The 20,467-nt window shown below is 52.1% G+C and carries 22 protein-coding genes; 17 read left to right on the top strand and 5 right to left on the bottom strand.

Going from position 1 to position 20,467, the window contains the following annotated elements; all coding sequences use genetic code 11:
- Nucleotides 1–92: 92 nt before the first annotated feature.
- Entirely contained in the window at nucleotides 93–692 is a 600-nt protein-coding gene (locus M2298_RS11625; protein WP_122964592.1) for a hypothetical protein, read from the top strand.
- Nucleotides 693–843: 151 nt separating this feature from the next.
- Here the strand turns inward: M2298_RS11625 and M2298_RS11620 are convergent, their stop codons facing one another.
- Nucleotides 844–1,797: an aminopeptidase gene (locus tag M2298_RS11620; RefSeq protein WP_217022261.1), complete on the bottom strand. Its 954-nt coding sequence runs from the start codon at nucleotides 1,795–1,797 to the stop codon at nucleotides 844–846.
- A 199-nt stretch (nucleotides 1,798–1,996) separates the two neighbouring features.
- Here M2298_RS11620 and M2298_RS11615 point away from each other — a divergent pair, with 199 nt between their 5' ends.
- From M2298_RS11615 to M2298_RS11580, 8 genes are all read left to right on the top strand, one after another.
- Nucleotides 1,997–3,613, top strand: coding sequence for an ABC transporter substrate-binding protein (locus tag M2298_RS11615; protein WP_173597532.1), 1,617 nt, complete (start codon nucleotides 1,997–1,999; stop codon nucleotides 3,611–3,613).
- Between the two features lie 113 nt (nucleotides 3,614–3,726).
- Nucleotides 3,727–4,686: an ABC transporter permease gene (locus M2298_RS11610; protein WP_122964595.1), complete on the top strand. Its 960-nt coding sequence runs from the start codon at nucleotides 3,727–3,729 to the stop codon at nucleotides 4,684–4,686.
- A gap of 6 nt (nucleotides 4,687–4,692) precedes the next feature.
- Entirely contained in the window at nucleotides 4,693–5,601 is a 909-nt protein-coding gene (locus M2298_RS11605; protein ID WP_173597533.1) for an ABC transporter permease, read from the top strand.
- A gap of 37 nt (nucleotides 5,602–5,638) precedes the next feature.
- Nucleotides 5,639–6,646 carry an ABC transporter ATP-binding protein gene (locus M2298_RS11600; protein WP_167470306.1) on the top strand — a complete coding sequence of 336 codons (1,008 nt, stop codon included), beginning with the start codon at nucleotides 5,639–5,641 and terminating at the stop codon, nucleotides 6,644–6,646.
- Nucleotides 6,643–7,623, top strand: a complete 981-nt coding sequence (locus tag M2298_RS11595) for an ABC transporter ATP-binding protein (protein ID WP_122964598.1) — start codon at nucleotides 6,643–6,645, stop codon at nucleotides 7,621–7,623. The genes M2298_RS11600 and M2298_RS11595 overlap by 4 nt, the downstream gene beginning before the upstream one ends.
- A gap of 19 nt (nucleotides 7,624–7,642) precedes the next feature.
- A complete protein-coding gene (locus M2298_RS11590; RefSeq protein WP_122964599.1) occupies nucleotides 7,643–8,590 on the top strand; it encodes a DUF1177 domain-containing protein in 948 nt (315 codons plus the stop codon).
- The gene (locus tag M2298_RS11585; protein WP_280648545.1) at nucleotides 8,587–9,855 is read left to right on the top strand and encodes a M20 family metallopeptidase; all 1,269 of its coding nucleotides are present in this window, start codon (nucleotides 8,587–8,589) and stop codon (nucleotides 9,853–9,855) included. The genes M2298_RS11590 and M2298_RS11585 overlap by 4 nt, the downstream gene beginning before the upstream one ends.
- 38 nt (nucleotides 9,856–9,893) lie before the next feature.
- The gene (locus tag M2298_RS11580) at nucleotides 9,894–10,673 is read left to right on the top strand and encodes an IclR family transcriptional regulator (protein WP_242774531.1); all 780 of its coding nucleotides are present in this window, start codon (nucleotides 9,894–9,896) and stop codon (nucleotides 10,671–10,673) included.
- Nucleotides 10,674–10,780: 107 nt separating this feature from the next.
- On the opposite strand, the gene M2298_RS11575 is transcribed toward M2298_RS11580, so the two are convergent.
- The 4 genes from M2298_RS11575 to M2298_RS28250 form a co-directional block, all read right to left on the bottom strand.
- On the bottom strand, nucleotides 10,781–12,355 hold the full coding sequence (locus M2298_RS11575) for a sensor domain-containing diguanylate cyclase (protein WP_217022265.1): 1,575 nt from the start codon (nucleotides 12,353–12,355) through the stop codon (nucleotides 10,781–10,783).
- Nucleotides 12,356–12,538: 183 nt separating this feature from the next.
- Nucleotides 12,539–12,904 carry an HsmA family protein gene (locus M2298_RS11570; RefSeq protein WP_122964604.1) on the bottom strand — a complete coding sequence of 122 codons (366 nt, stop codon included), beginning with the start codon at nucleotides 12,902–12,904 and terminating at the stop codon, nucleotides 12,539–12,541.
- A 96-nt stretch (nucleotides 12,905–13,000) separates the two neighbouring features.
- A complete protein-coding gene (locus tag M2298_RS11565; RefSeq protein WP_173597536.1) occupies nucleotides 13,001–13,228 on the bottom strand; it encodes a hypothetical protein in 228 nt (75 codons plus the stop codon).
- Nucleotides 13,229–13,263: 35 nt separating this feature from the next.
- On the bottom strand, nucleotides 13,264–13,356 hold the full coding sequence (locus M2298_RS28250; protein ID WP_481752853.1) for a DUF2569 family protein: 93 nt from the start codon (nucleotides 13,354–13,356) through the stop codon (nucleotides 13,264–13,266).
- A gap of 171 nt (nucleotides 13,357–13,527) precedes the next feature.
- Here M2298_RS28250 and cuyA point away from each other — a divergent pair, with 171 nt between their 5' ends.
- The 8 genes from cuyA (at nucleotide 13,528) to M2298_RS11525 (ending at nucleotide 20,455) form a co-directional block, all read left to right on the top strand.
- Nucleotides 13,528–14,535, top strand: a complete 1,008-nt coding sequence (gene cuyA, locus M2298_RS11560; RefSeq protein WP_173599257.1) for a D-cysteate sulfo-lyase — start codon at nucleotides 13,528–13,530, stop codon at nucleotides 14,533–14,535.
- Nucleotides 14,536–14,586: 51 nt separating this feature from the next.
- Nucleotides 14,587–15,552, top strand: coding sequence for a carbohydrate kinase family protein (locus tag M2298_RS11555; RefSeq protein WP_217022267.1), 966 nt, complete (start codon nucleotides 14,587–14,589; stop codon nucleotides 15,550–15,552).
- A 112-nt stretch (nucleotides 15,553–15,664) separates the two neighbouring features.
- Nucleotides 15,665–16,558 carry an AEC family transporter gene (locus M2298_RS11550; protein WP_122964609.1) on the top strand — a complete coding sequence of 298 codons (894 nt, stop codon included), beginning with the start codon at nucleotides 15,665–15,667 and terminating at the stop codon, nucleotides 16,556–16,558.
- A gap of 115 nt (nucleotides 16,559–16,673) precedes the next feature.
- Nucleotides 16,674–17,663, top strand: coding sequence for a helix-turn-helix transcriptional regulator (locus M2298_RS11545; protein ID WP_173599254.1), 990 nt, complete (start codon nucleotides 16,674–16,676; stop codon nucleotides 17,661–17,663).
- Between the two features lie 154 nt (nucleotides 17,664–17,817).
- A complete protein-coding gene (locus M2298_RS11540; RefSeq protein ID WP_173597540.1) occupies nucleotides 17,818–18,804 on the top strand; it encodes an ABC transporter substrate-binding protein in 987 nt (328 codons plus the stop codon).
- Between the two features lie 128 nt (nucleotides 18,805–18,932).
- A complete protein-coding gene (locus tag M2298_RS11535; protein ID WP_122964750.1) occupies nucleotides 18,933–19,232 on the top strand; it encodes a DUF2277 domain-containing protein in 300 nt (99 codons plus the stop codon).
- A 116-nt stretch (nucleotides 19,233–19,348) separates the two neighbouring features.
- Nucleotides 19,349–19,678 carry a cupin domain-containing protein gene (locus M2298_RS11530; protein WP_122964612.1) on the top strand — a complete coding sequence of 110 codons (330 nt, stop codon included), beginning with the start codon at nucleotides 19,349–19,351 and terminating at the stop codon, nucleotides 19,676–19,678.
- Between the two features lie 435 nt (nucleotides 19,679–20,113).
- Nucleotides 20,114–20,455, top strand: coding sequence for a hypothetical protein (locus tag M2298_RS11525; protein WP_280648544.1), 342 nt, complete (start codon nucleotides 20,114–20,116; stop codon nucleotides 20,453–20,455).
- Nucleotides 20,456–20,467 lie beyond the last annotated feature (12 nt).

The following is a 20,467-nucleotide window of genomic DNA, read 5'->3' as shown; positions in this document are numbered from 1 at the left end:
CTGAAATTTATAATTTATGTAAAATATAGTATATTTTTGATGTTGGAAAATAATTGAATCGTTTCTATCCGTAACATAGAAGGGGGATATGGGTGAGAAAAGCGAAGCAGATGTTTTTGGTGGTGAGCTATTTCGTTGTCTTTGTGCTCGGCGGATATGCCTATCATGTCATTTTTCAGCCCGAAGACAAGCAAAGTGGGTATTTGTCTGAAAGCGATCGGGATAAGTTTGTACATGTCACCAAAAAAATCGATGAAAAGTTCAAACCAGAAGGCTATGAAGAGTTATTGCAAGGGGATGTAAACATGTTAACAACCCCGGATATGATTTTGGGGCCACAGCAACAAGAATTGCAAACGTCAATCTTTGGCAGGCAGAAAAACTACATATTTAAAAACCAAACAAACGGAACCGTAATTCTCATGAGCATAAGCAAAAGAGTTGGCGCCGAGCAAGAACAATGGCAAAACAGCATTTATTATAGCAACGCCAGATACAATTCGCCGGACAATGATTTCAAAGCCTATTACGCAAATGTGTATCCATCCATAAATGCCTATCAATATAGCCTTGAAAAATATGGATATAATGTAAGCTGCGTTCTGCTTTCTGATTCTACATACGATAAGGGAGCGAGTGATTTAGCAGATTTCATCACTCAAGTAGATGAGTTCCTGCAAGAGAATGTATAAATGTCGATTGGTTATTCCGACGATGTATTCGAAGCAACGACCCACGAATACATCAAACCTACGAGAGAAAGATAATTCCCTTCCCGCGCATGCGGATCGAAAAGCAAAAAGCAGAGGCGACTTAATCCGCCTCTGCTTTTTCTTTTTCAAGCTACTCGTCCCCAAACAGAAAGCGCCCTTTTTCCTGGATTTGCTGCCCATCAATGAACACATCCGGTTCGTTTACGATTAAATCAATGTGCACACCAGCCTGGATGGTTCCCCCAAAGGTCGCGTTGCTGCCGAACGCAACGTGGATCGTTCCGAATGCTTTCTCGTCTTCCAGCACAACCCCGATAATTCTCGCCTTGTGATTGGTTCCAATCCCAAATTCCGCCAGCATGCGGCCATCGCTATCCCCGAGCGTGGCAAGCAGTCGCGAACCCGTCGGCCCCTCTGCGCTAATCAGCCGACCATCCTTGAGCGTAAGCAGCAAAGGCTCGTCAATCATGCCGATTCCGCCGATGGAGCCGTCGACCAAAATTTGTCCGTTGGCCGAGCCTTCGATGGGGGCGATGTACGCCTCGCCAGACGGGAGATTGCCCGATTGTCCTTTTTCCAGATACATGCCAGTGCTGGGAACGCCGTTGCGTGTTTCAATGGAAAATTCCAGCGCGTAGCCGGCTTTTTCAATTCGTACTTGTTTGCCGCGGGTCAGGATGTCTGTCACCTCTTCGGTCAGCCGTTTGACCTCCTGATAATCGGCAGAAATCGCTCCAGCGGTAAACATGTCGCGGGTAATACCCGGCATGGTGGCGACGCGCGTTTCGTTGGCAGCGGCCACTTTTCGCGCTTGTGTGTGCGTAAGCGAATGTTTCGTGATGCACACGGCTACGTCCGCTTGCTCCATCGCTTTGGCAATCGCCTGCGGCGGCTCCTGGCCGGATTTTTCGCGCTCCTGCATGACTAACAGCACGGTTTCCGCACCGAGCAGCTTTCCAGCTTCATAGAGAGCTTCTGCCAAAGGACGCTTATCTTCATCGGTAACAATGACCAATTCTTCCTTTTCCTTTACGCCTAAACAAGTCGCCAGCAAATTGCGGCTGATTTCCACGAGTTGGCTCATCGGTCGCTCACTCCTGATTTTTAGTAAATGTAAATCTTGAAGAGATTGTACTGAAAGAAAAAGCGGTTAATCAAGTCTTAATTTTTTTGTTTTTTGACTATTTACACTAAAAAAAGCATTTGCTATAATCCAAAACGTAACACATATTGAACATGTGTTTCATTATTTGATACACATAAAAATGTCTGGGGGAATCGTAGTGAGGAAAATGTTGAAAGCCAAAGCGTTGTTTTCTTCTGTCATGGTCGTATCCATGCTGGCACTCGCTGCATGTGGTGGACAAGGAAGCGCTCCTGCTCAAGATGCAAAGGGCGGCGACCAGCAGCAGGCAGCTGGCCAGCCAAAAGATGGCGGCGTGCTGAAAATCGGCTTGTCTTCTACGGCAAAAACACTGGACCCAATTGCTTACACGGGTGCTTATGAATCCAACATCATCCGCAGTATTGGCGACACGCTCGTTCGTTACACGAATGACTTGTCCAAAATTGAACCGAGCCTCGCAACAGAGTGGAAAGTGTCGGATGACATGAAGGTGTATACGTTCAAGCTCCAGGACAATGTGTACTTCCAGCCTGGCAAATACCAGGATGGACGGAAAATGACAGCCGAGGACGTGAAGTACAGTCTGGAACGTTCTGCGAAGCAATCCGCACTCAAGCGTCTGCGCGGCGTGGAAAAAGTAGAAGTCATCAGCGAAAACGAAGTAGCGATTCACCTGGACGCGCCAAACGCCGCTTTGCTTGCCATGCTGACAGACGGCGGCAACATCATCGTTCCGCGCGAAGAGGTAGAAGGCTGGAAAGATCAGTTCGGCACTCACCTCGTGGGAACAGGGCCGTTCATGATCGATAAATTCAACCAAGACGATTCTGTAAATTTGAAGCGTTCTGATAAATACTGGGGTCCGAAGCCTCACCTGGATGGCGTAGAGTTCAAATTCATCACCGATGCGAACATGATGACCAACGCCCTGCGCTCCGGCGACATCGACATGGTGACCGATGTCAAAGGGCAAAACCGTGCGATCATCGAGAAGGATCAAAACTTGAACTTGCAAACGAAGCCAGGTCTGTCCATTGAGTACATGGGTTTGAACCAGATCGAAGGCCCGACGAAGGACAAAAAAGTGCGTGAAGCAATCCGTCTCGCTGTAGACGTGGAAGGTTTGGTCAAAGGGGTATTCAAATGGGGCGGAGCGGAAAAATCGTTCCTGCCGCTGCCAAAAGCATCGTGGGGCTATGACTCGTCTCTCGAAGCAGCCGTTCCTGCTTTTGACCCGCAAAAAGCCAAACAGCTTCTGGCTGAAGCAGGCTATCCGGACGGATTCAAAACCGAGCTTTATGTAATCGCTTCCCGCGTGCCGCAAGCGACCATCGCAGCGCAACAGCTGAAAGACAACCTGAACATCGACGCAGAGATCAAAACCGTTGAGTGGGGAACGTTCAGCGACATCGTAGCCAAAGGAAAAGCTCCGCTCTACATCATGGGCTGGTCCTGGTACCCGGACCCTGACTTCTTCCTCTATCAAATGTTCCACAGCAAGCAAATCGGTTCGCTCGGCAACGGCTACGCCTACAGCAATCCGGAAGTAGACAAGCTTCTGGAACGCGCAACGGCAGAGACGACGGACGAAGCGAAGCGCAAAGAGCTGTACAGCCAGGCGATGAAACAAATCAACGATGACGTCGTTCACGTCGAACTGGGCCTGCTCGATGTTGCGACCGGAATGAAGAAATACGTGCAAGATTACCAAGTGCGTGCGGACAGCTCGATCTTCCTGGTCAACAGCGAGACGAACGTTTGGCTGAACAAGTAATACACACGCCTAAAAGCTTCCACGCTTCGAAGAGAGGCCGCGACAAAGTCCTCTCTTCGGGCATTTCTTACCAGGCCAAGCTTTAAACGAATAGTGGGAAGGAGGAGAGTGGCTTGCTCAAACTGATTTTCAAACGGTTATTCGATTTAATCCCTACGCTGTTTGTCGTTGCCACGACCGTTTTCATCATCACGCGGTTGATTCCCGGCGACCCGGCGGCAGTGCTGCTTGGGCCGCAAGCTTCCCCTGATGAAATCGCCAAAATGCGGGAAACACTCGGGCTGAATCAGCCGTTGTACCTCCAATACGTCGACTTCCTCGGCAGCTTGCTGCAGGGAGATTTGGGAACCTCGCTCGGCTACAATCAGCCGGTCATGTCTTTGATCATGGAGCGCTTCCCGAACACGCTTTTGCTGTCCGCCTGTGCGCTCGCTCTCTCGCTGCTCATCGGGATTCCGGCAGGCATCATTTCTGCAACCAAACAGTATTCGTTCTGGGATTACACCGTCATGATTCTCTCGCTCGTTGGCGTATCGATGCCGATCTTTTGGCTCGGGGTCATGCTCGTTCTTTACTTCAGCGTACATCTTGGCTGGCTTCCGGCTACCGGGATGGGCTCGTTGTCCGAAGGCTTCGGCAGCGTAGTCACGCACCTGATTTTGCCGAGCATCGCCTTGTCCACGATTCCGATGGCTACTTTTGCCCGGATTACGCGCTCCAGCATGCTTGAAGTAATCCGCCAGGACTACATCAAGACGGCTCGGGCGAAAGGGCTGCGCGAATTTTTCGTCGTCTGGAAGCACGCCTTGAAAAATGCGATGACTCCATTGCTTACGGTCATGGGGATGCAAATTTCCTCCATGCTCGGCGGGGCTGTCCTGACGGAGACGATCTTCAGCTGGCCGGGGATGGGGCGTCTCGTGGTGGACGCGATTGAAAATCGGGACTTTGTCGTCGTGCAAGGAACCGTCCTGTTCATCGCCGTTATTTTCGTGTTGATCAATTTGCTCGTCGACATTTTGTACACCGTGGTCAATCCGCGCGTGAAACTAACGAATAAAGGGGAGGGCTGATCCGATATGAGCAACCACGCGCAACCATTATCGCCAGCTCCCGCGACGCTCGCACCTAACGCACCCAAGAAAAAAAGCAAGGAAAACAGTGTATGGAGCCGGCTTTTGAAAAACAAGCTGGCGATGGTCGGCATGGTCATCATCGCGCTCATGGTCATTTTCGCCCTGTTCGCGCCATTGATTGCGACGCACGGGCCGAATGACATGGACTTGGCCAATTCGCTGTCCGAGCCTGGCATCGACGGTCATTTGCTCGGAACTGACAACTACGGACGCGATTTGTTCAGCCGGATCGTCTACGGCACGCGCATTTCCTTGATCGTCGGTATTTTTGCGATCGGACTCGGCGGCATGATCGGCACGCTGCTCGGTCTTTTGGCAGGCTACTACGGAGGCAAATGGGATGCGATCATCATGCGCCTCATGGACGGATTGTTTGCATTCCCGTTCATCCTGTTGTCCATCTCGCTGATGACCGTGCTTGGAGCCGGATTGTTCAACGTCATTCTCGCCATCGGGATTGCCAATATTCCCGGCTTCGCCCGAATTGTCCGCGGCCAGGTGCTGGCGGTCAAGGAGGAAGAGTATATCGAGGTGACGCGATCGCTTGGGGCCAACGATTCCCGCATTATTTTTCACCATATCCTGCCAAACTGTATGGCGCCGATTATTGTTTACGCAACGATGCACGTAGCCGGAGCGATCATTTCCGAAGCGGCGCTGAGCTTCCTCGGTCTGGGCGTGCAGCCGCCGACCGCTTCATGGGGCAGCATCCTGAAGGACGGAAAAGACTTCCTCGTCTTGTCGCCGCACATGGCAACGTTCTCCGGGCTGGCGATTTTGCTCTCGGTACTCGGCTTCAACCTGTTCGGTGACGGCTTGCGCGATGCACTCGATCCGAAAATGAAAGTGTAAGCGACAAAAGTGAGACATAGATTGGGGTGAAGGGGAATTGGCAAAGTCAGATGTACTACTCAGCGTGCAAGATTTGGCCGTTTATTTTTATTCGTCCGGAGTCGTGAAGGCGGTAAACGGCGTGAGCTTTGATCTGAAGCAGGGGGAGACGATCGGGATTGTCGGAGAATCAGGCTCGGGCAAAAGCGTGACCTCCACCGCCATTCTCGGGCTGATTCCGTCTCCCCCTGGAAAAATCGAGCGAGGCAGCATTTTGTTTGAAGGAAAAGATTTGACGAAGCTTTCCCAGGCACAGATGCGCAAGATTCGGGGAAACGAAATCTCGATGATTTTTCAAGACCCGATGACCTCCCTCAATCCGGTTTTTACCGTGGGGAATCAAATTATCGAAGTAATCCGCCTGCACCAGCAGCTGGACAAAAAAGCGGCTCGCCAGCGGGCGATTGAGATGTTGAAGCTGGTCGGGATTCCGGAGCCGGAAAAACGGCTGGAGCAATATCCGCACGAATTTTCCGGCGGGATGCGCCAACGCGTCATGATCGCGATTGCCCTCGCTTGCAATCCGAAGCTGCTGATTGCGGACGAGCCGACAACTGCTTTGGACGTAACGGTACAAGCGCAAATTTTGGACTTGATGAAAAAACTGCAAGACGATTTGCAAACATCGATCATCATGATTACTCATGACCTGGGTGTCGTTTGGGAGAGCTGTCAAAAAGTTCTCGTCATGTATGCCGGAAACACGGTGGAATACGCAACGGTAGAAGAGCTGTACGAAAAGCCGCTTCATCCTTATACGTGGGGATTGCTTGATTCCCAGATCAAATCAGACACAACGGGCAAGCTGCCGTCGATCCCGGGCAATCCTCCTGACCTGCGCGAAGATATTGCGGGCTGCTACTTCGCTCCCCGCTGTCCATATGCCAAAGACAAGTGCTTCAGCGAAAAACCGCCGCTCGTCGAAGTGGCTCCCAACCATCTGGTAGCCTGCCACTTCCAGACGAGCGACCACCGTCTTGAACGGAAAGGGGGAAGCCAGGCATGAGTGAGTCGATCATCCAAATCAATCAGCTGAAAAAGCATTTTCCCGTAAAGGATCAGTCTTTGTTCGGCAAATCCTCGAAAGTCGTCAAGGCAGTCGATGACGTCAGCTTTGAGGTGAAAAGAGGGGAGACACTCGGGATCGTGGGCGAGTCCGGGTGCGGCAAGTCGACATTGGCTCGCCTGATCATGCAGCTGATTCGTCCGACGGAAGGCTCCGTCATCATGGGGGGCCAGGATTTGGCCAAGCTGTCCGACAAGGAAATGAAGCGGGCGCGCAAATCGATCCAGATGATTTTCCAAAATCCGTATGCGTCGCTCGATCCGCGCAAAACAGTCGAGCAGCTGATCGTGGAGCCGCTGGTCATTCACCAGGTCGGAACTCACCAGGAGCGGGTAAAAAGGGTGAAGGAGCTTTTGGAAGTCGTCGGGCTTTCCGATTATCACGCCACCCGTTACCCGCATGAGTTTTCCGGCGGACAGCGGCAGCGAATCAACATCGCCAGGGCGCTTGCGCTCAATCCGGAAGTTGTAATTTGCGACGAGTCCGTTTCGGCTTTGGACGTGTCGATTCAGGCGCAAGTGATCAACTTGCTGAAGGATTTGCAGGCGAGCTTCAACCTGACCTACATTTTCATTTCCCACGATTTGAACGTCGTGCGCTACATCAGCGACCGGATTGCCGTCATGTATTTGGGCCGTGTCGTGGAGATGGGAACGTACGAGGAGATTTACCACAATGCGCAGCACCCGTATACGCGAGCGCTGCTGTCGGCAGTGCCGAAGGAAAGTCCGCTGATCAAAAAGGAGCGGGTCATCCTGACGGGTGATGTGCCGAGTCCGATGAATCCGCCATCCGGCTGCCATTTCCACAAGCGGTGCCCGTATGCGACCGACCGTTGCAAGACAGAAGCGCCTGCGCTCACGTTGTATGAAGGGCAGCACAAGGTTTCTTGTCATCTTTTAGGAAATCTATCATAATGGAAAAGGAGACTTTTTTATGTCTTTCAAGCATGTAATCGAAATGTACGATCTTATGGACAGCGCTTACGTTACAGGGGATGACCTGAAACGATATTTTGAACAAAGCGGCTTTCGCGATGTAGAAGTATCTACCGTTACTGGACAAAAAGGAAAGACCGATTTCGTCAAAGTATTAATAAAAGGAAAGAACGGAAAAAGCAGCGGCGGAACGGCGCCGACACTTGGCGTCATTGGCCGTTTGGGCGGGATTGGCGCCCGTCCCGAGCAAGTCGGCTTCGTATCTGATGGCGACGGCGCTCTGGCGTGCATGGCAGCAGCAGCGAAGCTTGCCGACATGCAGCAGCGCGGCGACACGTTGGAAGGAGACATCCTCCTGACTACGCACATTTGCCCGGATGCGCCGACTCTTCCGCATGATCCCGTGCCGTTCATGAACTCTCCGGTGGACATGCAGATCATGAATGCCAATGAAGTATCGTCCGAGATGGACGCGATTTTGTCCATCGACACCACAAAAGGAAACATGATTCTCAATCATACAGGCTATGCGATCACCCCGACGGTCAAGGAAGGGTACATCTTGCGCATCAGCAACGATTTGCTTGAACTGGTGAAGCAAACGTCCGGCAACATGCCAGTGACATTGCCGATTACGGTACAAGACATCACGCCGTACGGCAACAATTTGCACCACATCAACAGCATCATGCAGCCGTGTGTCGTAACAGACAGCCCGGTTGTCGGGATTGCCTTGACGACCCAGGTGCCAGTAGCAGGCTGCGCCACAGGTGCGACTCATCTCGTGCACGTCGAACAAGTCGTGCGCTTCGTGATCGAGGTAGCCAAGCTGTTTGGAACAGGCAAGTGCGCGTTCTACGACGAGGAAGAGTTTGCGCGGATGACATCGCTGTACGGCTCCATGAAGCATCTGCTCACACTGGACGGCAAGGTGAGCGTGTCATGAGCGATCAACTGAAAGCGTTAAAAGACCAGGTCATCGCCGCCGTCGAACAAAACAAGGACGAATTGATCGAGCTGTGCTGCAAGCTGATCCAGTTCCCGAGCGAAAATCCGCCGGGCGATTCCGGGCCGATCAGTCGCTTTATTACGGAATATCTGGAGCGTTTTGACATCGCTACAGACTGGCATGAAGCAGGGCCAAACATGTACAACCTCGTGTCCCAGATCGGCAATCTGCAATCGGGCAAAAAGTTGATTTATTGCGGCCATACGGATGTCGTGCCTGCCGGGGACTTGTCCAAGTGGGAATTTGCTCCGTTCAGCGGCGAAGTAAAAGACGGCTGGATTTTGGGCCGCGGCGCTTCTGACATGAAGGGCGGCTTGGCTGGACTGATTTTTGCCGCGACGATTTTGCAGCGCTTGGGAGTCGAACTGCCGGGACAATTGATTCTGGCGATCGTGCCGGACGAGGAAACAGGCGGAGCGATGGGCGTTCCGTGGATTTTGGAGCGCAAGCTGGTCGAGGGAGACGGATGTCTGATCGCCGAGCCGTCCTCGCCGCATAATCCGACTTTGGGGCAAAAAGGTTCCTGCTGGTTCCAGCTCACGGTCAAAGGCAAGCCAGCTCACGGCAGCCTCGGGCCGATCGCCGGCAAAAATGCGATCATGGATGCGATTCGCGCTATCGAGCGGATTCGCACCGTATGGGATTATCCGGTCGTGATTCCGGATGAAGTCAAGGAACTCGTGAAGGTATCCAAAGCATACATGCTCGGCACCGAGCGGGAACCGTACCAGGATGTGCTGGAGCGCGTCTCTTGCAACATCGGTACGATTGAGGGCGGAACGAAAGCAAATGTGGTCCCTGACACTTGCACCGTGGAAGTGGATTGCCGCCTGCCGTTTGGCGTGACGAGAGCAGAAGTCATGGGCTACATCACCAGCCAGTTGGACGAGCTGGATATTGATTACGAAATTGTGCCGATGGGAACGCAAAGCCATGCGAACTACACGTCGCCGGATGATCCGGTCTGCCGGGCGATCGTCGACAACATCACGTACGTGACAGGCGAGCACGCTTTTGGCGTTCAGCAGTGGGCAAGCAGCGATGCCAGACATTTCCGCGCGTACGACATTCCGGTCTTGCAATACGGGCCTGCGTACTTGCCGAGCATCCACAATTTCAATGAAAAAGTGCTGGTCGAAGACGTCATCCGCTGCGCGAAGGTGTACGTGGCGGCAGCCATTGACTTTTTGTACGAGCAATAAACGGGTTTGAAAAGTAATCGTGAATAAGGGGAGTCGTCGTGCTAAAAACGTTGGATCAATCACTCAAATTGTTACAGCTGTTCACGAAGGAGAAACCGGAATGGGGAGCAAGGGAACTCGCCAAGGAAGTCGGTTTGAATCACGCAAATGTATTCCGCGTATTGTCTACGTTTGAAGCCAATCGCTTTCTGGAGAAAGATCCCAAGACGAAAAAATACTCATTGGGCATTCGCCTGTGGGAGCTTGGATTGACAATGAGAGAGTCGTTCCATGTATCACGACTGATTCGGCCTGTGTTGCAGCGGATGATGGAGGAGTCGGGCGAGTCGATCTTCCTGACCTGCCTGGACGAAGACGAAGCGCTTACGCTCGATGCGCTGGAGCCGGACAATGTGGTGAAATACTCCGTGTCGGTAGGCAGTCGTGCCCCTTTGTTTGTAGGCGCATCGTACCGTTCGATCATGGCCTACTTGCCGCAAGAGAAAATCGAGCACATCATTTTGCAAGGCTTGCGGCAGTACACGAAAAATACGATTGCCGATCCGGACAAATTGCGCGAGGAGCTTGTGCATATTCGCGAAGCCGGATGGGCGATGAGCACGGGCGAGTATACGCCGGATGTTCTGGCGATCGCGTGCCCGCTGTTCCATTACGACGGACATGTGATGGGCTCGTTGACCATATCCGGCCCGATTTACCGGATGAGTGAGGAAAAGAAGGCACAATGCCTGGAAATCCTGATGCGGGGCAAACGGGAAGTCGATGAGATTATTCAAAACTACCGCGTGGATTTATCCCGCTATTACTTGTTTGGCTAGAAAAAAGCTGCCGCAGAGCAAAATCTGTCGGCAGCTTTTTTGCTGTGAAAAACGTCGAGACGTACGTTTTTCATGAAATGGGATGTGACCGTGCTGCTCGTTCGCGTCTACGGTTGAAGCGATTCGATGCCGAGCCGAAAGCTCGTCGTCCGATTTCGCCCGGCCGCTTTGGATTGATACAGCGCCTGATCCGCGCAGGTGATGATGTCGAGCGCTTCCGTACCGTGCAGCGGATAGCTGGCAATTCCTAGCGAGATCGTCACCGGATGTCCCGTCGGATTGTCGAGCGCTTCAATCATTTGCCGCAGCCGCTCGGCGATTTGATAGGCGAACAGATGCCGATCTCCTTGCAGCAAAATGCCGAACTCTTCCCCTCCGTAGCGGAAGCAGAAGTCGTCTTCGCGCGTCGTATCCAGCATCGTTTGGGCGACTTGTTTCAAAACCTCGTCACCTGTGACATGGCCGAAAGCATCATTAATCCTTTTGAACCGATCGACGTCGAGCAGAATGAGGGAAAACGGAATTTCGCTGCGCAAAGCATCTTGCAAGCAGGCATCGAACGTTTTGCGATTGGCAAGTCCGGTCAATCCGTCCTTCTCCACTTCGGATTGCAGCTGCCGCAGCTTGCGGTTCATCTGGCGAAGTGCCAGCCGCGTGCTTTGGTACAGCTTTTGCACCTCGTAAATTTTGGAGGTGGTCGTAAGCTCGGCAGGACAGTCCATTCCGCCAGACTCATCGGAAATGTGGGTTAATTTGGACAGCGCGGTATTGATGTTTTTGGCAATCAACCAGACGATGCCAAGCGTGAGCAGCAAAAAAGGCAAGGAAGTCATCAACAGATTGTGGAGCAGCTTGTGATTCGACTCGTCAATGACAGAGGTCGGCGTCTGGGAGACGATAATCCAGCCGCTGACGCTTTCGGTCGTATATCCGGCAAAATACGATTTGCCCTTGCTGTTGACGATTTGCTGGTAGCCGCTTTTGCCCGCGAGAGCTTGCTGGATGGCGGGATTCAATAGCACGGTTTCTCCGAGGCGCTTTGTTTCGGGGTGGAAAATGAGCCTCCCTTGCTGATCGACCACATATACGTAGGAACCGTCCCCATAAAAGTGTTCCTTCAAGGTCCGGTTGAGCACATTCGATTCTTCCAAATAAATCGTTCCGCCCGCAAAGCCTTGGTACACTCCCTGTTTGTCAAAAATCGGCGAAGAAATCATCAAAATCAGCCGGCCCGACACCGCACGGTAAGGCTCGGAGATCAGCGGTTTCTTTTGGATCAACGCCAGTCTCACAGCATGCGAGGTCAGCAACGTTCCGAGGGCAACGCCGGATTTCAGCGGGCTGACTTTCTGGATGTGACCTTCAGCGTCTGTGATGAACAAGGAATGAAAATTTTGTCTGTTGGCCGCATACCAGTCGTCCAAGTCTTTCTCTACGAGCGGCTTCTCGCCAGCTTGTCTGGCAATCGTGTCGACGTTGTTTTGCAGGACGGTCAATATGTCTGCTGTGTTTCTCGCCAGCTTCTTCGCGTACTGGTAGTTGTTTTCCAGGTAGTTGGTGGAGAGCGAGGTGCGATTGACATGAAGAGAAGAAATGACCTCAATCAAAATTGTCGCGAGGACAGAAAACACAACGAGCATTTCCATAATAAAGCGAAGCGTATAGGTTCTTCTTTTCCCCATGCCAAACTCCTTTTTTCTGTTTCTGAAAGCTCTTGCTGTAAATCTTTACCCGCAATTCGCGAAGTCTAATCTCTCGGACGGCAAAAAGGCAGCCTGTAGGGAGCGTGTGGCGATGGGGGAGAGATTTTCGGAAAACAAAAACAGGTTATCCGAAGACAACCTGTTTGGCAAGTATTTGATTGGTTAGCGTGTAAAGCTTAAAGCGACACCGATGGAATAAGGGACCAGCCAGAGCACCCATACAAACAGACTGAATTTGTGGAACTGCTTGCGTTGGCGGTCTTGCTTTTTCCAGAGGACGAAGCCGGCCCAGGCGGTGTGCAAAAACATCAGGATCAGCGCGACCAGCCCGGTAATCCCGTGCAAATTCAGCGAATTGCCGTCGGCGAGCAGCTTCATGAAAGCCGTTCCGACTGTATCGAAGACAAGCCCCAGGCCAAAAAAGACGAAGTGCTTCCAGGCAAGCTCCTTGGCACGGTGCTCCGACCAGACTCCGATTGTATACGAGGCGAGCGCCAAATTGATGAAAATGACAGCCCATACTAGCATAAAAAATCATCTCCCATTCGCTTCTTGATTGTCTACACGGTTGAGTGTAGGAAAAGAAGATGAACGGAAGATGAACAACGAGGGGATTATGCCGATTTACGCCTGGCGCTTTTTTCGCAGGAGCAGCCATATAATCAGGGTGGTAAGAGCCGCCTTCCACAGCTTTGGCCAAAAGTCAGCGACAATTCCGTCGTAGACGTAGGCTGATGCCATTTCAAGCGGAGTGGCTCCCGGCGCGAATTGGATGGCTACGCCGAAGCCGAGCATGGCAGGCAGACTGTAAAACAGGTAGCTGGCAAAAAGCAGAAACAGCCATTTTGGCAAAAGGAAGCCCTCCTTTCCGGTTTGTTCGATTGCGTCTAGCGAACAAACGTGTTTTTCACCCGTTTGGACAGGCGGAAGTGCGGTATCCAGATCATGGCAAAAATGCCGTTGCGTGCATCGAAAAACACCTTCGCTAAAATTGGATGAATTTCATAAAAATGACTAGATCATGGTAATGGATCGCGCCTTCTTCGTCAATGGAAAAAGCAACCGGGAATCGGGAAACTCGCCAGGCAAGGGAGGAATCGGCGGTAGCCAGATCGTATTCATACGCAAACAGGCTTGAAGGAGGCAATAAAATGAAGCCGATTCGCTATGAACGCAGAAAATATACGCAAGGCCCGACGCCGATCGAGCGTCTGGAGAGGCTGTCGCAGGTGCTGGGCGGCCCGCACATTTCCATCAAGCGCGACGACTTGCTCGGCTTGACGGCTGGTGGCAACAAGACGCGAAAGCTGGAGTATTTGGTTGCCGACGCGATCCGGCAAGGCGCAGATACACTGATTACGTGCGGCGCTGTCCAATCGAATCATTGCCGTCTGACACTGGCTGCGGCGGTTCGCGAAGGGCTGCGTTGCCAGCTCGTTTTGTCGGCGCCCGAGACAGGCGACTACAATCCGCAGGCGGGCGGGAACCATCTGTTGTTTCATTTGCTTGGCGCCAAACAGATCGAGGTCATTCCCGCAGACGGCGATATGCTTGCGGCGATGGAAAAGCTGGCGGACAGTCTGCGAGAAGCAGGCAGGAAGCCGTACCTGATTCCGGTTGGCGGCTCCAACGAGATCGGCTCGCTTGGCTACATGGCGTGCGCAGAGGAAATCGAGCAGCAAGCGTGGGAGAGCTGCACTCCGTTTGATTACGTGGTGACGGCAACAGGCAGTGGCGGGACGCAAGCGGGTCTGATCGCCGGGTTTTTGGCGAGACAATCGTCTGCCAAAGTGATTGGCGTCAATGTCAGCCGCGACCGCGCCGCCCAGGAAGCGAAAGTACAGGAGCTGCTTGCGCGCACCGCCGCCGAGGTCGGTCTGCAAGCGACGATCCAGGCAGATGTGGTGCAGTGCGAAGATCGCTTTGTCGGGCCAGGCTATGCGATTCCGACAGAGGAAATGGTCGAAGCCGTGCAGCTCGTCGCCCGCACAGAAGGAATTTTGCTCGACCCGGTTTACACGGGCAAAGCGATGGCGGGGTTGATCGGGCTGATTCGCGAGGGGCGCTTTTCGCAGGATGACCATGTGCTTTTTCTGCACACGGGTGGCGCTCCGGCGCTTTACACGGCGTCCGAGCTGTTTTTGCCCAAGCAGGGATGACGGTGTACTTGAAGTTGCTTGCGAGACGAGAGACGAAAAGGAGACAGACAAATGCTTGATGTTGTTGCCTGCGGCGAGCTTTTGATTGATTTCACGCCGATGCCCCATCCCGAACCGGGGAAAATGGCGTATGAACAAAATCCGGGCGGAGCAGTGGCAAATGTGCTTGCGGCTTTGTCGCGGTTTCATAAAAAGACAGCTTTTCTCGGCGCAGTCGGAAACGATGCGTTCGGCCGCTTTCTGAAGCAGACGCTGATGGACCTGGAGATCGGGACTGACGGGCTTGTCCTGACGGATGCTGCCTTGACCACGCTCGCCTTTGTACACATCGACGCGAGTGGCGAGCGCTCGTTTTCGTTTGCCCGCAACCCCGGAGCAGATACGCAGCTTCGCGAGGCGGACATAGATGAGGAAATGATCGCGCAAGCAAGGCTGTTTCATTTCGGCTCCTTGTCTTTGACCCATGAACCAGCGCGCAGCGCAACCTGGAAGGCTGTAGATATAGCGAAAAGACACAAGCTGCTCGTATCGTTTGATCCAAACATTCGCGAAAGCTTGTGGCCGGACATGGAACAGGCGAAGGCAATGGCGCTGCACGGGATCAGACAAGCGGACATCGTCAAGCTGTCGGAAGAGGAGCTGGAGCTGCTCGCTCCGGCAAGCGGCTTGGCGGAGGGGACAGAATGGCTGATGGAAACTTGCCGCAATCAGGCGATCTTCGTCACTCGCGGCAAAGCGGGCTGTTACTTCCGAACGGAAAAAGAGCAGGGGATGGTTCCAGGCTACGCGGTCGATGCTGTCGATACGACCGGGGCAGGAGACGCGTTTTTGGGGGGCTTGCTTTATCAGGTGCTGGAAGCCAAGCAGCCGCTTCGCTCCATGGACAATGACACGCTGACACGTATGGTTCGCTTCGCCAATGCGGCAGGAGCGCTCACCACCACGCGGACGGGCGCGATTCCGGCGCTGCCAGCGCTGGCTGATGTCGAGCGCTTTGTGGCAGAAAATCGCATATAGCACGGTTCAGCCGATTCTCTGTCAGAAAATAACGGGGAATCGGCTTTTTTGGCGAGCGATTTGATATACTATTCGTAATTTCGCATTTCTATGGAAGAAGTGGGTATGAACCATGATTTTTCTCGAAGTGATCTTGCCTGTCTTGCTGATCTTTTTGTCGGGCTACATTCTTCAGCGCAAGTTCCGAATGGATTTGAAGCCGATTTCGTCGCTGGCGATCTACGTGTTGACCACGGCGCTTGTCTTTCGCACGTTTTACAAGACCGAGCTTGATCTGCAATTGTTTTACATCGTCGTCATCTCGCTGTTGCTGCTCGGAGCGCTGATCGTGCTCACCCAGCTTACGGCTCGCCTGTTTCGCTACGACAAATCGCAGGAGAGCGCCCTGATGCTTTCCACCGCCTTCATGAACAGCGGGAACTACGGGACTCCGATCATTTTGTTTGCTTACGGGGAGGCCGGGTTTACGTATGCGGTCCAAATCATGGTTTTTCATTCGATCATCATGGGGGTATTCGGCGTCTACTTCGCTTCGCGGGGCGGGGGTGGCGCGGGCACGGCGATTCGGGCGATTTTCAAGCAGCCTTCCAACTACGCGGTTGTGCTGGCGATTTTGCTGCAACAAGGCAATGTCGTGATTCCAGCTGGCTACTATCAGGCGATTGATCTCGTGGCGCAGGCAGCGATTCCGGTCGTCATGCTGATTCTCGGGATGCAGCTTGCCAACGTATCGTCCAAAGCCTTGGAGTGGCAAGGACTGAGTGCCGCCAGTGTCATTCGGCTGATCGCTTCGCCTGTGCTCGCTTACGTGATCTGTCTGTTTTTCCCGATTGACCCTTTGCTGCAAAAAGTGCTGGTCATACTCGCAGCGATGCCGTCTGCTGCGACGACAGCGATTTACGCGATCCAGTTCAACATGCGTCCGCAATTTGTTTCCAGCAGTGTCCTGGTCACGACCGTGTTCAGTGTAGGGACGCTGACGATCTTGCTGAATCTGCTGCACTAGCCGATTCAACTGCCGAGGCAATCGCGCTACACCGAAAAGGTTGCCAAGGCATTGCTTTTTTCTATATGATGAGAACAAGAATCGTTTTCAACAAAATCAAAACCGGGAGATTGCCATGCATGCCACATCCATTCATTCCATCTACGACAGTTATATTGACGCGCTGCCGAACATTCGGCTTGATGACATCGGGACGGAGATGGCGGGGGATGACTTGTCCGGTTGGAACGGATACATCAACAGAATGATGCCTCGTCCTGGACTGGAGATTGTCGATTCCTTCCATCGTTTTCAGGATGATCACGCCATGCGTTTTCGCTCGGAAGCCGCCATGGTGGAGCTGAGCTTTTGCTTGCAAGGAACGGGGGAGGTAGCGGTTTCGGGCGGTTCCCAGCACGATCTCGTTCCGGACAGCTGCTCGCTGCAATTGATGCGGGATTTTCAAGCCGACTTTTGCTATATGGCCCAAGCGCCGTTTCGTTCGGTAGCGATCGGGATTTCCGTCGAGCTGTTCAACGAATGGCTTGCGCAAATCGACGAAGGGACGCCGTATACGTTTGAAAGCTTGTTGGGCAACCGTCCTTTTCGCATGTTCCGCATGCCGCTTCGGCCAGATTTGATGATGCGGCTCCAGCAGCTGATCGCGCCGCCTGCGTCTCAGCCCAGATTGCGGCGGCTTCATGCGGAAGGCAAAACGCTGGAAATCGCTGCGCACGCCTTCGACATGCTGCTGTTTGAGCGAGAGGCGGAAGTCACCCGACCCTTTTTGTCCCGCAGCGATCGGGAAAAAATTCATAGCGCCAGAGAAATTTTGCTGGCGAATATGGAGGCGCCGCCTTCCTTGATCGAGCTGGCACGCATGGCGCAGTTGAACGAATACAAGCTGAAAATCGGCTTCAAAGAGGAGTTTGGCACGAGCGTCTTCGCGTACTTGCGGGAAAAGCGCCTGGAAAAAGCGCTGGAACTGCTGCGCTTGGGCGAGATGAATGTCAGCCAGGTAGCGTTGTCGGTCGGCTTTTCCAACTTCAGTCACTTTTCCGAAGCGTTCCGCAAACAGTACGGAATGAATCCGTCCGATGTGAAGCGGGGCAGGTATATTTTGTAGCGAAAAAAGCGGGAGCGATGTCTCTCGCTTTTTTCTATTATCCCGCCAACCGTAGTTTTCGCCCTCGTCCGGTAGTTGCAAACAGCTGGCAAAGGTACGATCAAGCGTAGTTGTTGAGAATTATTATCACAGATGATGGAGGCTGACGGAAGGTATGGCAAAAAGAAAGCACGGCTGGATCGCGGGATTGCTCGGTTTGGCGTTACTTGTAGGGGGATGCAGCCAAGCTGCTGACAACAGTGCAGGAGGACAAGGCGGACAAGCGCCAGCAGATAAGCCGGCTGCGCAAACAGCAGAAACGCGGACAGTCAAGGATGCAGCAGGCGAAGTAACCATCCCGGCCAATCCGCAAAGAATCGCGGACGTATCTGGATCGACTGAGGAGCTGTTGGCGCTTGGCATTCGTCCCGTGCTGACCGCGAACAGCCAGTATGAAAGCCCGATGGATTTGACGCCGATTTTGCAAAAAGAGCTGGGAAAAGACGTGACCGTGGCGGGCTGGTTTCAAAATGAGGTAAGTGTCGAGGCGATCGCCGCAACCAATCCCGATCTGATTCTCGTGGGTCCGGCCCAGGAAAAAATTTACGAGCAGTTGAACAAAATTGCCCCGACCGTGCGCGTGCCTTACGGTTTCAACGCGTTTCGCGAGCGGTTCGACTTTGTGGCGAATACGCTCGGGAAAAAACAGCAGATGGACGAATGGCTGAAAGCGTACGATGACCATGCGAAGCAGCTGCACGATCAGATTGTGGCAACTACCAAAGAGGAATCGTTCGCAGTGATCGAAGCGACGCAAAAAGGGATTCGCCTCTACGCGAAAACCGGGCTGGCTGACATGATTTTCTCCGACTTGAAGCTGCCGAAAGCGGCGGGAATACCGGAGCCAGATCCGTGGGGAGGCAAGGAGACGGACCTGGAGGGACTGTCGACGCTCAATCCCGACCATATCGTGCTGCTCGCCGATTCCGAGCACAATGTGCTGGAAGATACCGCGATCTGGAACAATATGAAGGCGAAGAAAAACGGCAAGGTGTACCGCGTCACTACAAAACAGAGCTACAACGAAGCGTTTTTTGCCCTCGGGAAAAAGGCGATGATCGAGCAGGTAGCGGCAGATATTTTGCAAAAGAACCAAAAATAGCAAAAGCGGGCACGAGCAAAAAACGGATGCTTTTCAGGCGTCCGTTTTTTTCATAGGCGGCGCTTGACCGACTTCACTGTGTATGTTGTATGATGAGCGAAAAAGACATTCTGCCAAAGGAGATCGCCATGTGCCGAAATATTAAAACCTTGTTCAATTTCTCCCCTCCCGCTACCGAAGATGAGGTTCAGGCAGCCGCGCTGCAGTTTGTGAGAAAGCTCTCGGGCTTCAACACGCCCTCCAAAGCAAACGAAGAGGCGTTTCAGCGGGCGGTCAAAGAGGTAACAGCAGTCGCCCAGACTTTGCTCGATTCATTGGTGACAAACGCCGAGCCGCGCAACCGCGAGACGGAAATCGAACGCGCCCGCGCAAGAAATGCCAAACGATTCGGCACGCCCCAATCCCAATCGGCTGACTCTGTTGATTGAATTTTTTGCCGCTTATCATCGTTTTGTGATTTTGTTTATCATAACTCTATCAGATCGTTTCTATTTTCCCTCCTCGTCTTTTGTATTATCTTGGGGACAAAGGGGAGAGATCCATCATGGAGAAGATAAATCTGACAGAACAATTTTCGTGGATACAACAGTCTTTACGTTCAACGGTCGTAGGGGAGCTGAACGATTCGGCGATCAAGCTGGAGCAGCTTTCGGGAGAATATCCCTGGCAGCAGCACGACCACAAGGACGAAATGATTCTCGTCGTAAACGGAAGATTGCTATTGATGTCCCATGAGCGCAATATTTGGATCGAGGCTGGCGAATTGCTCGTCATACCAAAAGGAACGGCGTACAAATGGTTCGTGCCCAACGGAGTTTGCCATCTGTTGGTGATCGAGCCGAAACAGCTGGCGGCGCTCAAGCGTTGTTCGTGATAGATTGCAAGCAAGCATGAAAGATAGATGGCGTGAACGAGATAGCTGTCATTGTCGGGACCAAGCGGCGGCGAAAAAACTACGATTATACGAGTTGAGTAGTCATTGAAAGTAGGAGCAAAAATAGTTTTAGTCCGAATATTAACTGGTTTTTAAATATGAGCCTTTATGGTGCGCTGTAGTCTTTATACAGGGTGCCCTTTTGGCATTCATGTTCATAATTTTTAGTTTTTATTCTTTTTTTGAATGAAACAAACGATCCTAGACAAAATGTCGCCCGCCCTCACTCTTTATAGAAAAAAATTTTACAAAAGAATGTTTACTGAGAAATATGTGTCTGTACGCAACTTCCAATTTATTGAAAAAGTATTATATTATGGTATTTGGATGTGATCAAACCCATACATTAGGACTTGAAAATGAGGTGAATGAAGAATGTTGAATAAAACTAGGAAATGGATTATTGCTGTTGCTCTCGTTTCAATTGCTTTAACGATTTTTTTTCAAATCAAAGACTTACCTGGAAATATGGGCGCGCTTCTTACAGTTAAAGAATTAATCAATAAGCACAACAAACAATTAAATGAACTGGCAGATGAAGGTGCTGAAAATCATACCAATGTCCAATTTGCTGAAGGTAAGTATTATATCGATGTGAATAAAAATGTTATTACAAGTGAAGGTAAAAATCGCGTAAATCACTATGAATATGTTCTTGTATACGAAGATCTGGAATGGAAAGTAATCAAAGAGAGATTTACTTATACAAATAAATAGTCGATTTAATTA

The sequence above is a fragment of the Brevibacillus sp. 1238 genome, from assembly GCF_029892995.1.
GTDB classification, from domain to species: Bacteria; Bacillota; Bacilli; order Brevibacillales; family Brevibacillaceae; genus Brevibacillus; species Brevibacillus parabrevis.
Note: the sequence above shows the minus strand (reverse complement) of the source record. Positions and strands in the feature narration are given on the sequence as shown.

Coding starts and splice junctions, on each gene's coding strand:
- M2298_RS11585 (WP_280648545.1), top strand. CDS start 8,587: ATGAGCGATCAACTGAAAGCGTTAAAAGACCAGGTCATCGCCGCCGTC.
- M2298_RS11570 (WP_122964604.1), bottom strand. CDS start 12,904: ATGCTAGTATGGGCTGTCATTTTCATCAATTTGGCGCTCGCCTCGTAT.
- M2298_RS11545 (WP_173599254.1), top strand. CDS start 16,674: ATGCATGCCACATCCATTCATTCCATCTACGACAGTTATATTGACGCG.
- cuyA (WP_173599257.1), top strand. CDS start 13,528: ATGAAGCCGATTCGCTATGAACGCAGAAAATATACGCAAGGCCCGACG.
- M2298_RS11595 (WP_122964598.1), top strand. CDS start 6,643: ATGAGTGAGTCGATCATCCAAATCAATCAGCTGAAAAAGCATTTTCCC.
- M2298_RS11605 (WP_173597533.1), top strand. CDS start 4,693: ATGAGCAACCACGCGCAACCATTATCGCCAGCTCCCGCGACGCTCGCA.
- M2298_RS11555 (WP_217022267.1), top strand. CDS start 14,587: ATGCTTGATGTTGTTGCCTGCGGCGAGCTTTTGATTGATTTCACGCCG.
- M2298_RS11550 (WP_122964609.1), top strand. CDS start 15,665: ATGATTTTTCTCGAAGTGATCTTGCCTGTCTTGCTGATCTTTTTGTCG.
- M2298_RS11575 (WP_217022265.1), bottom strand. CDS start 12,355: ATGGGGAAAAGAAGAACCTATACGCTTCGCTTTATTATGGAAATGCTC.
- M2298_RS11535 (WP_122964750.1), top strand. CDS start 18,933: ATGTGCCGAAATATTAAAACCTTGTTCAATTTCTCCCCTCCCGCTACC.
- M2298_RS11525 (WP_280648544.1), top strand. CDS start 20,114: ATGTTGAATAAAACTAGGAAATGGATTATTGCTGTTGCTCTCGTTTCA.
- M2298_RS11540 (WP_173597540.1), top strand. CDS start 17,818: ATGGCAAAAAGAAAGCACGGCTGGATCGCGGGATTGCTCGGTTTGGCG.
- M2298_RS11590 (WP_122964599.1), top strand. CDS start 7,643: ATGTCTTTCAAGCATGTAATCGAAATGTACGATCTTATGGACAGCGCT.
- M2298_RS11530 (WP_122964612.1), top strand. CDS start 19,349: ATGGAGAAGATAAATCTGACAGAACAATTTTCGTGGATACAACAGTCT.
- M2298_RS11620 (WP_217022261.1), bottom strand. CDS start 1,797: ATGAGCCAACTCGTGGAAATCAGCCGCAATTTGCTGGCGACTTGTTTA.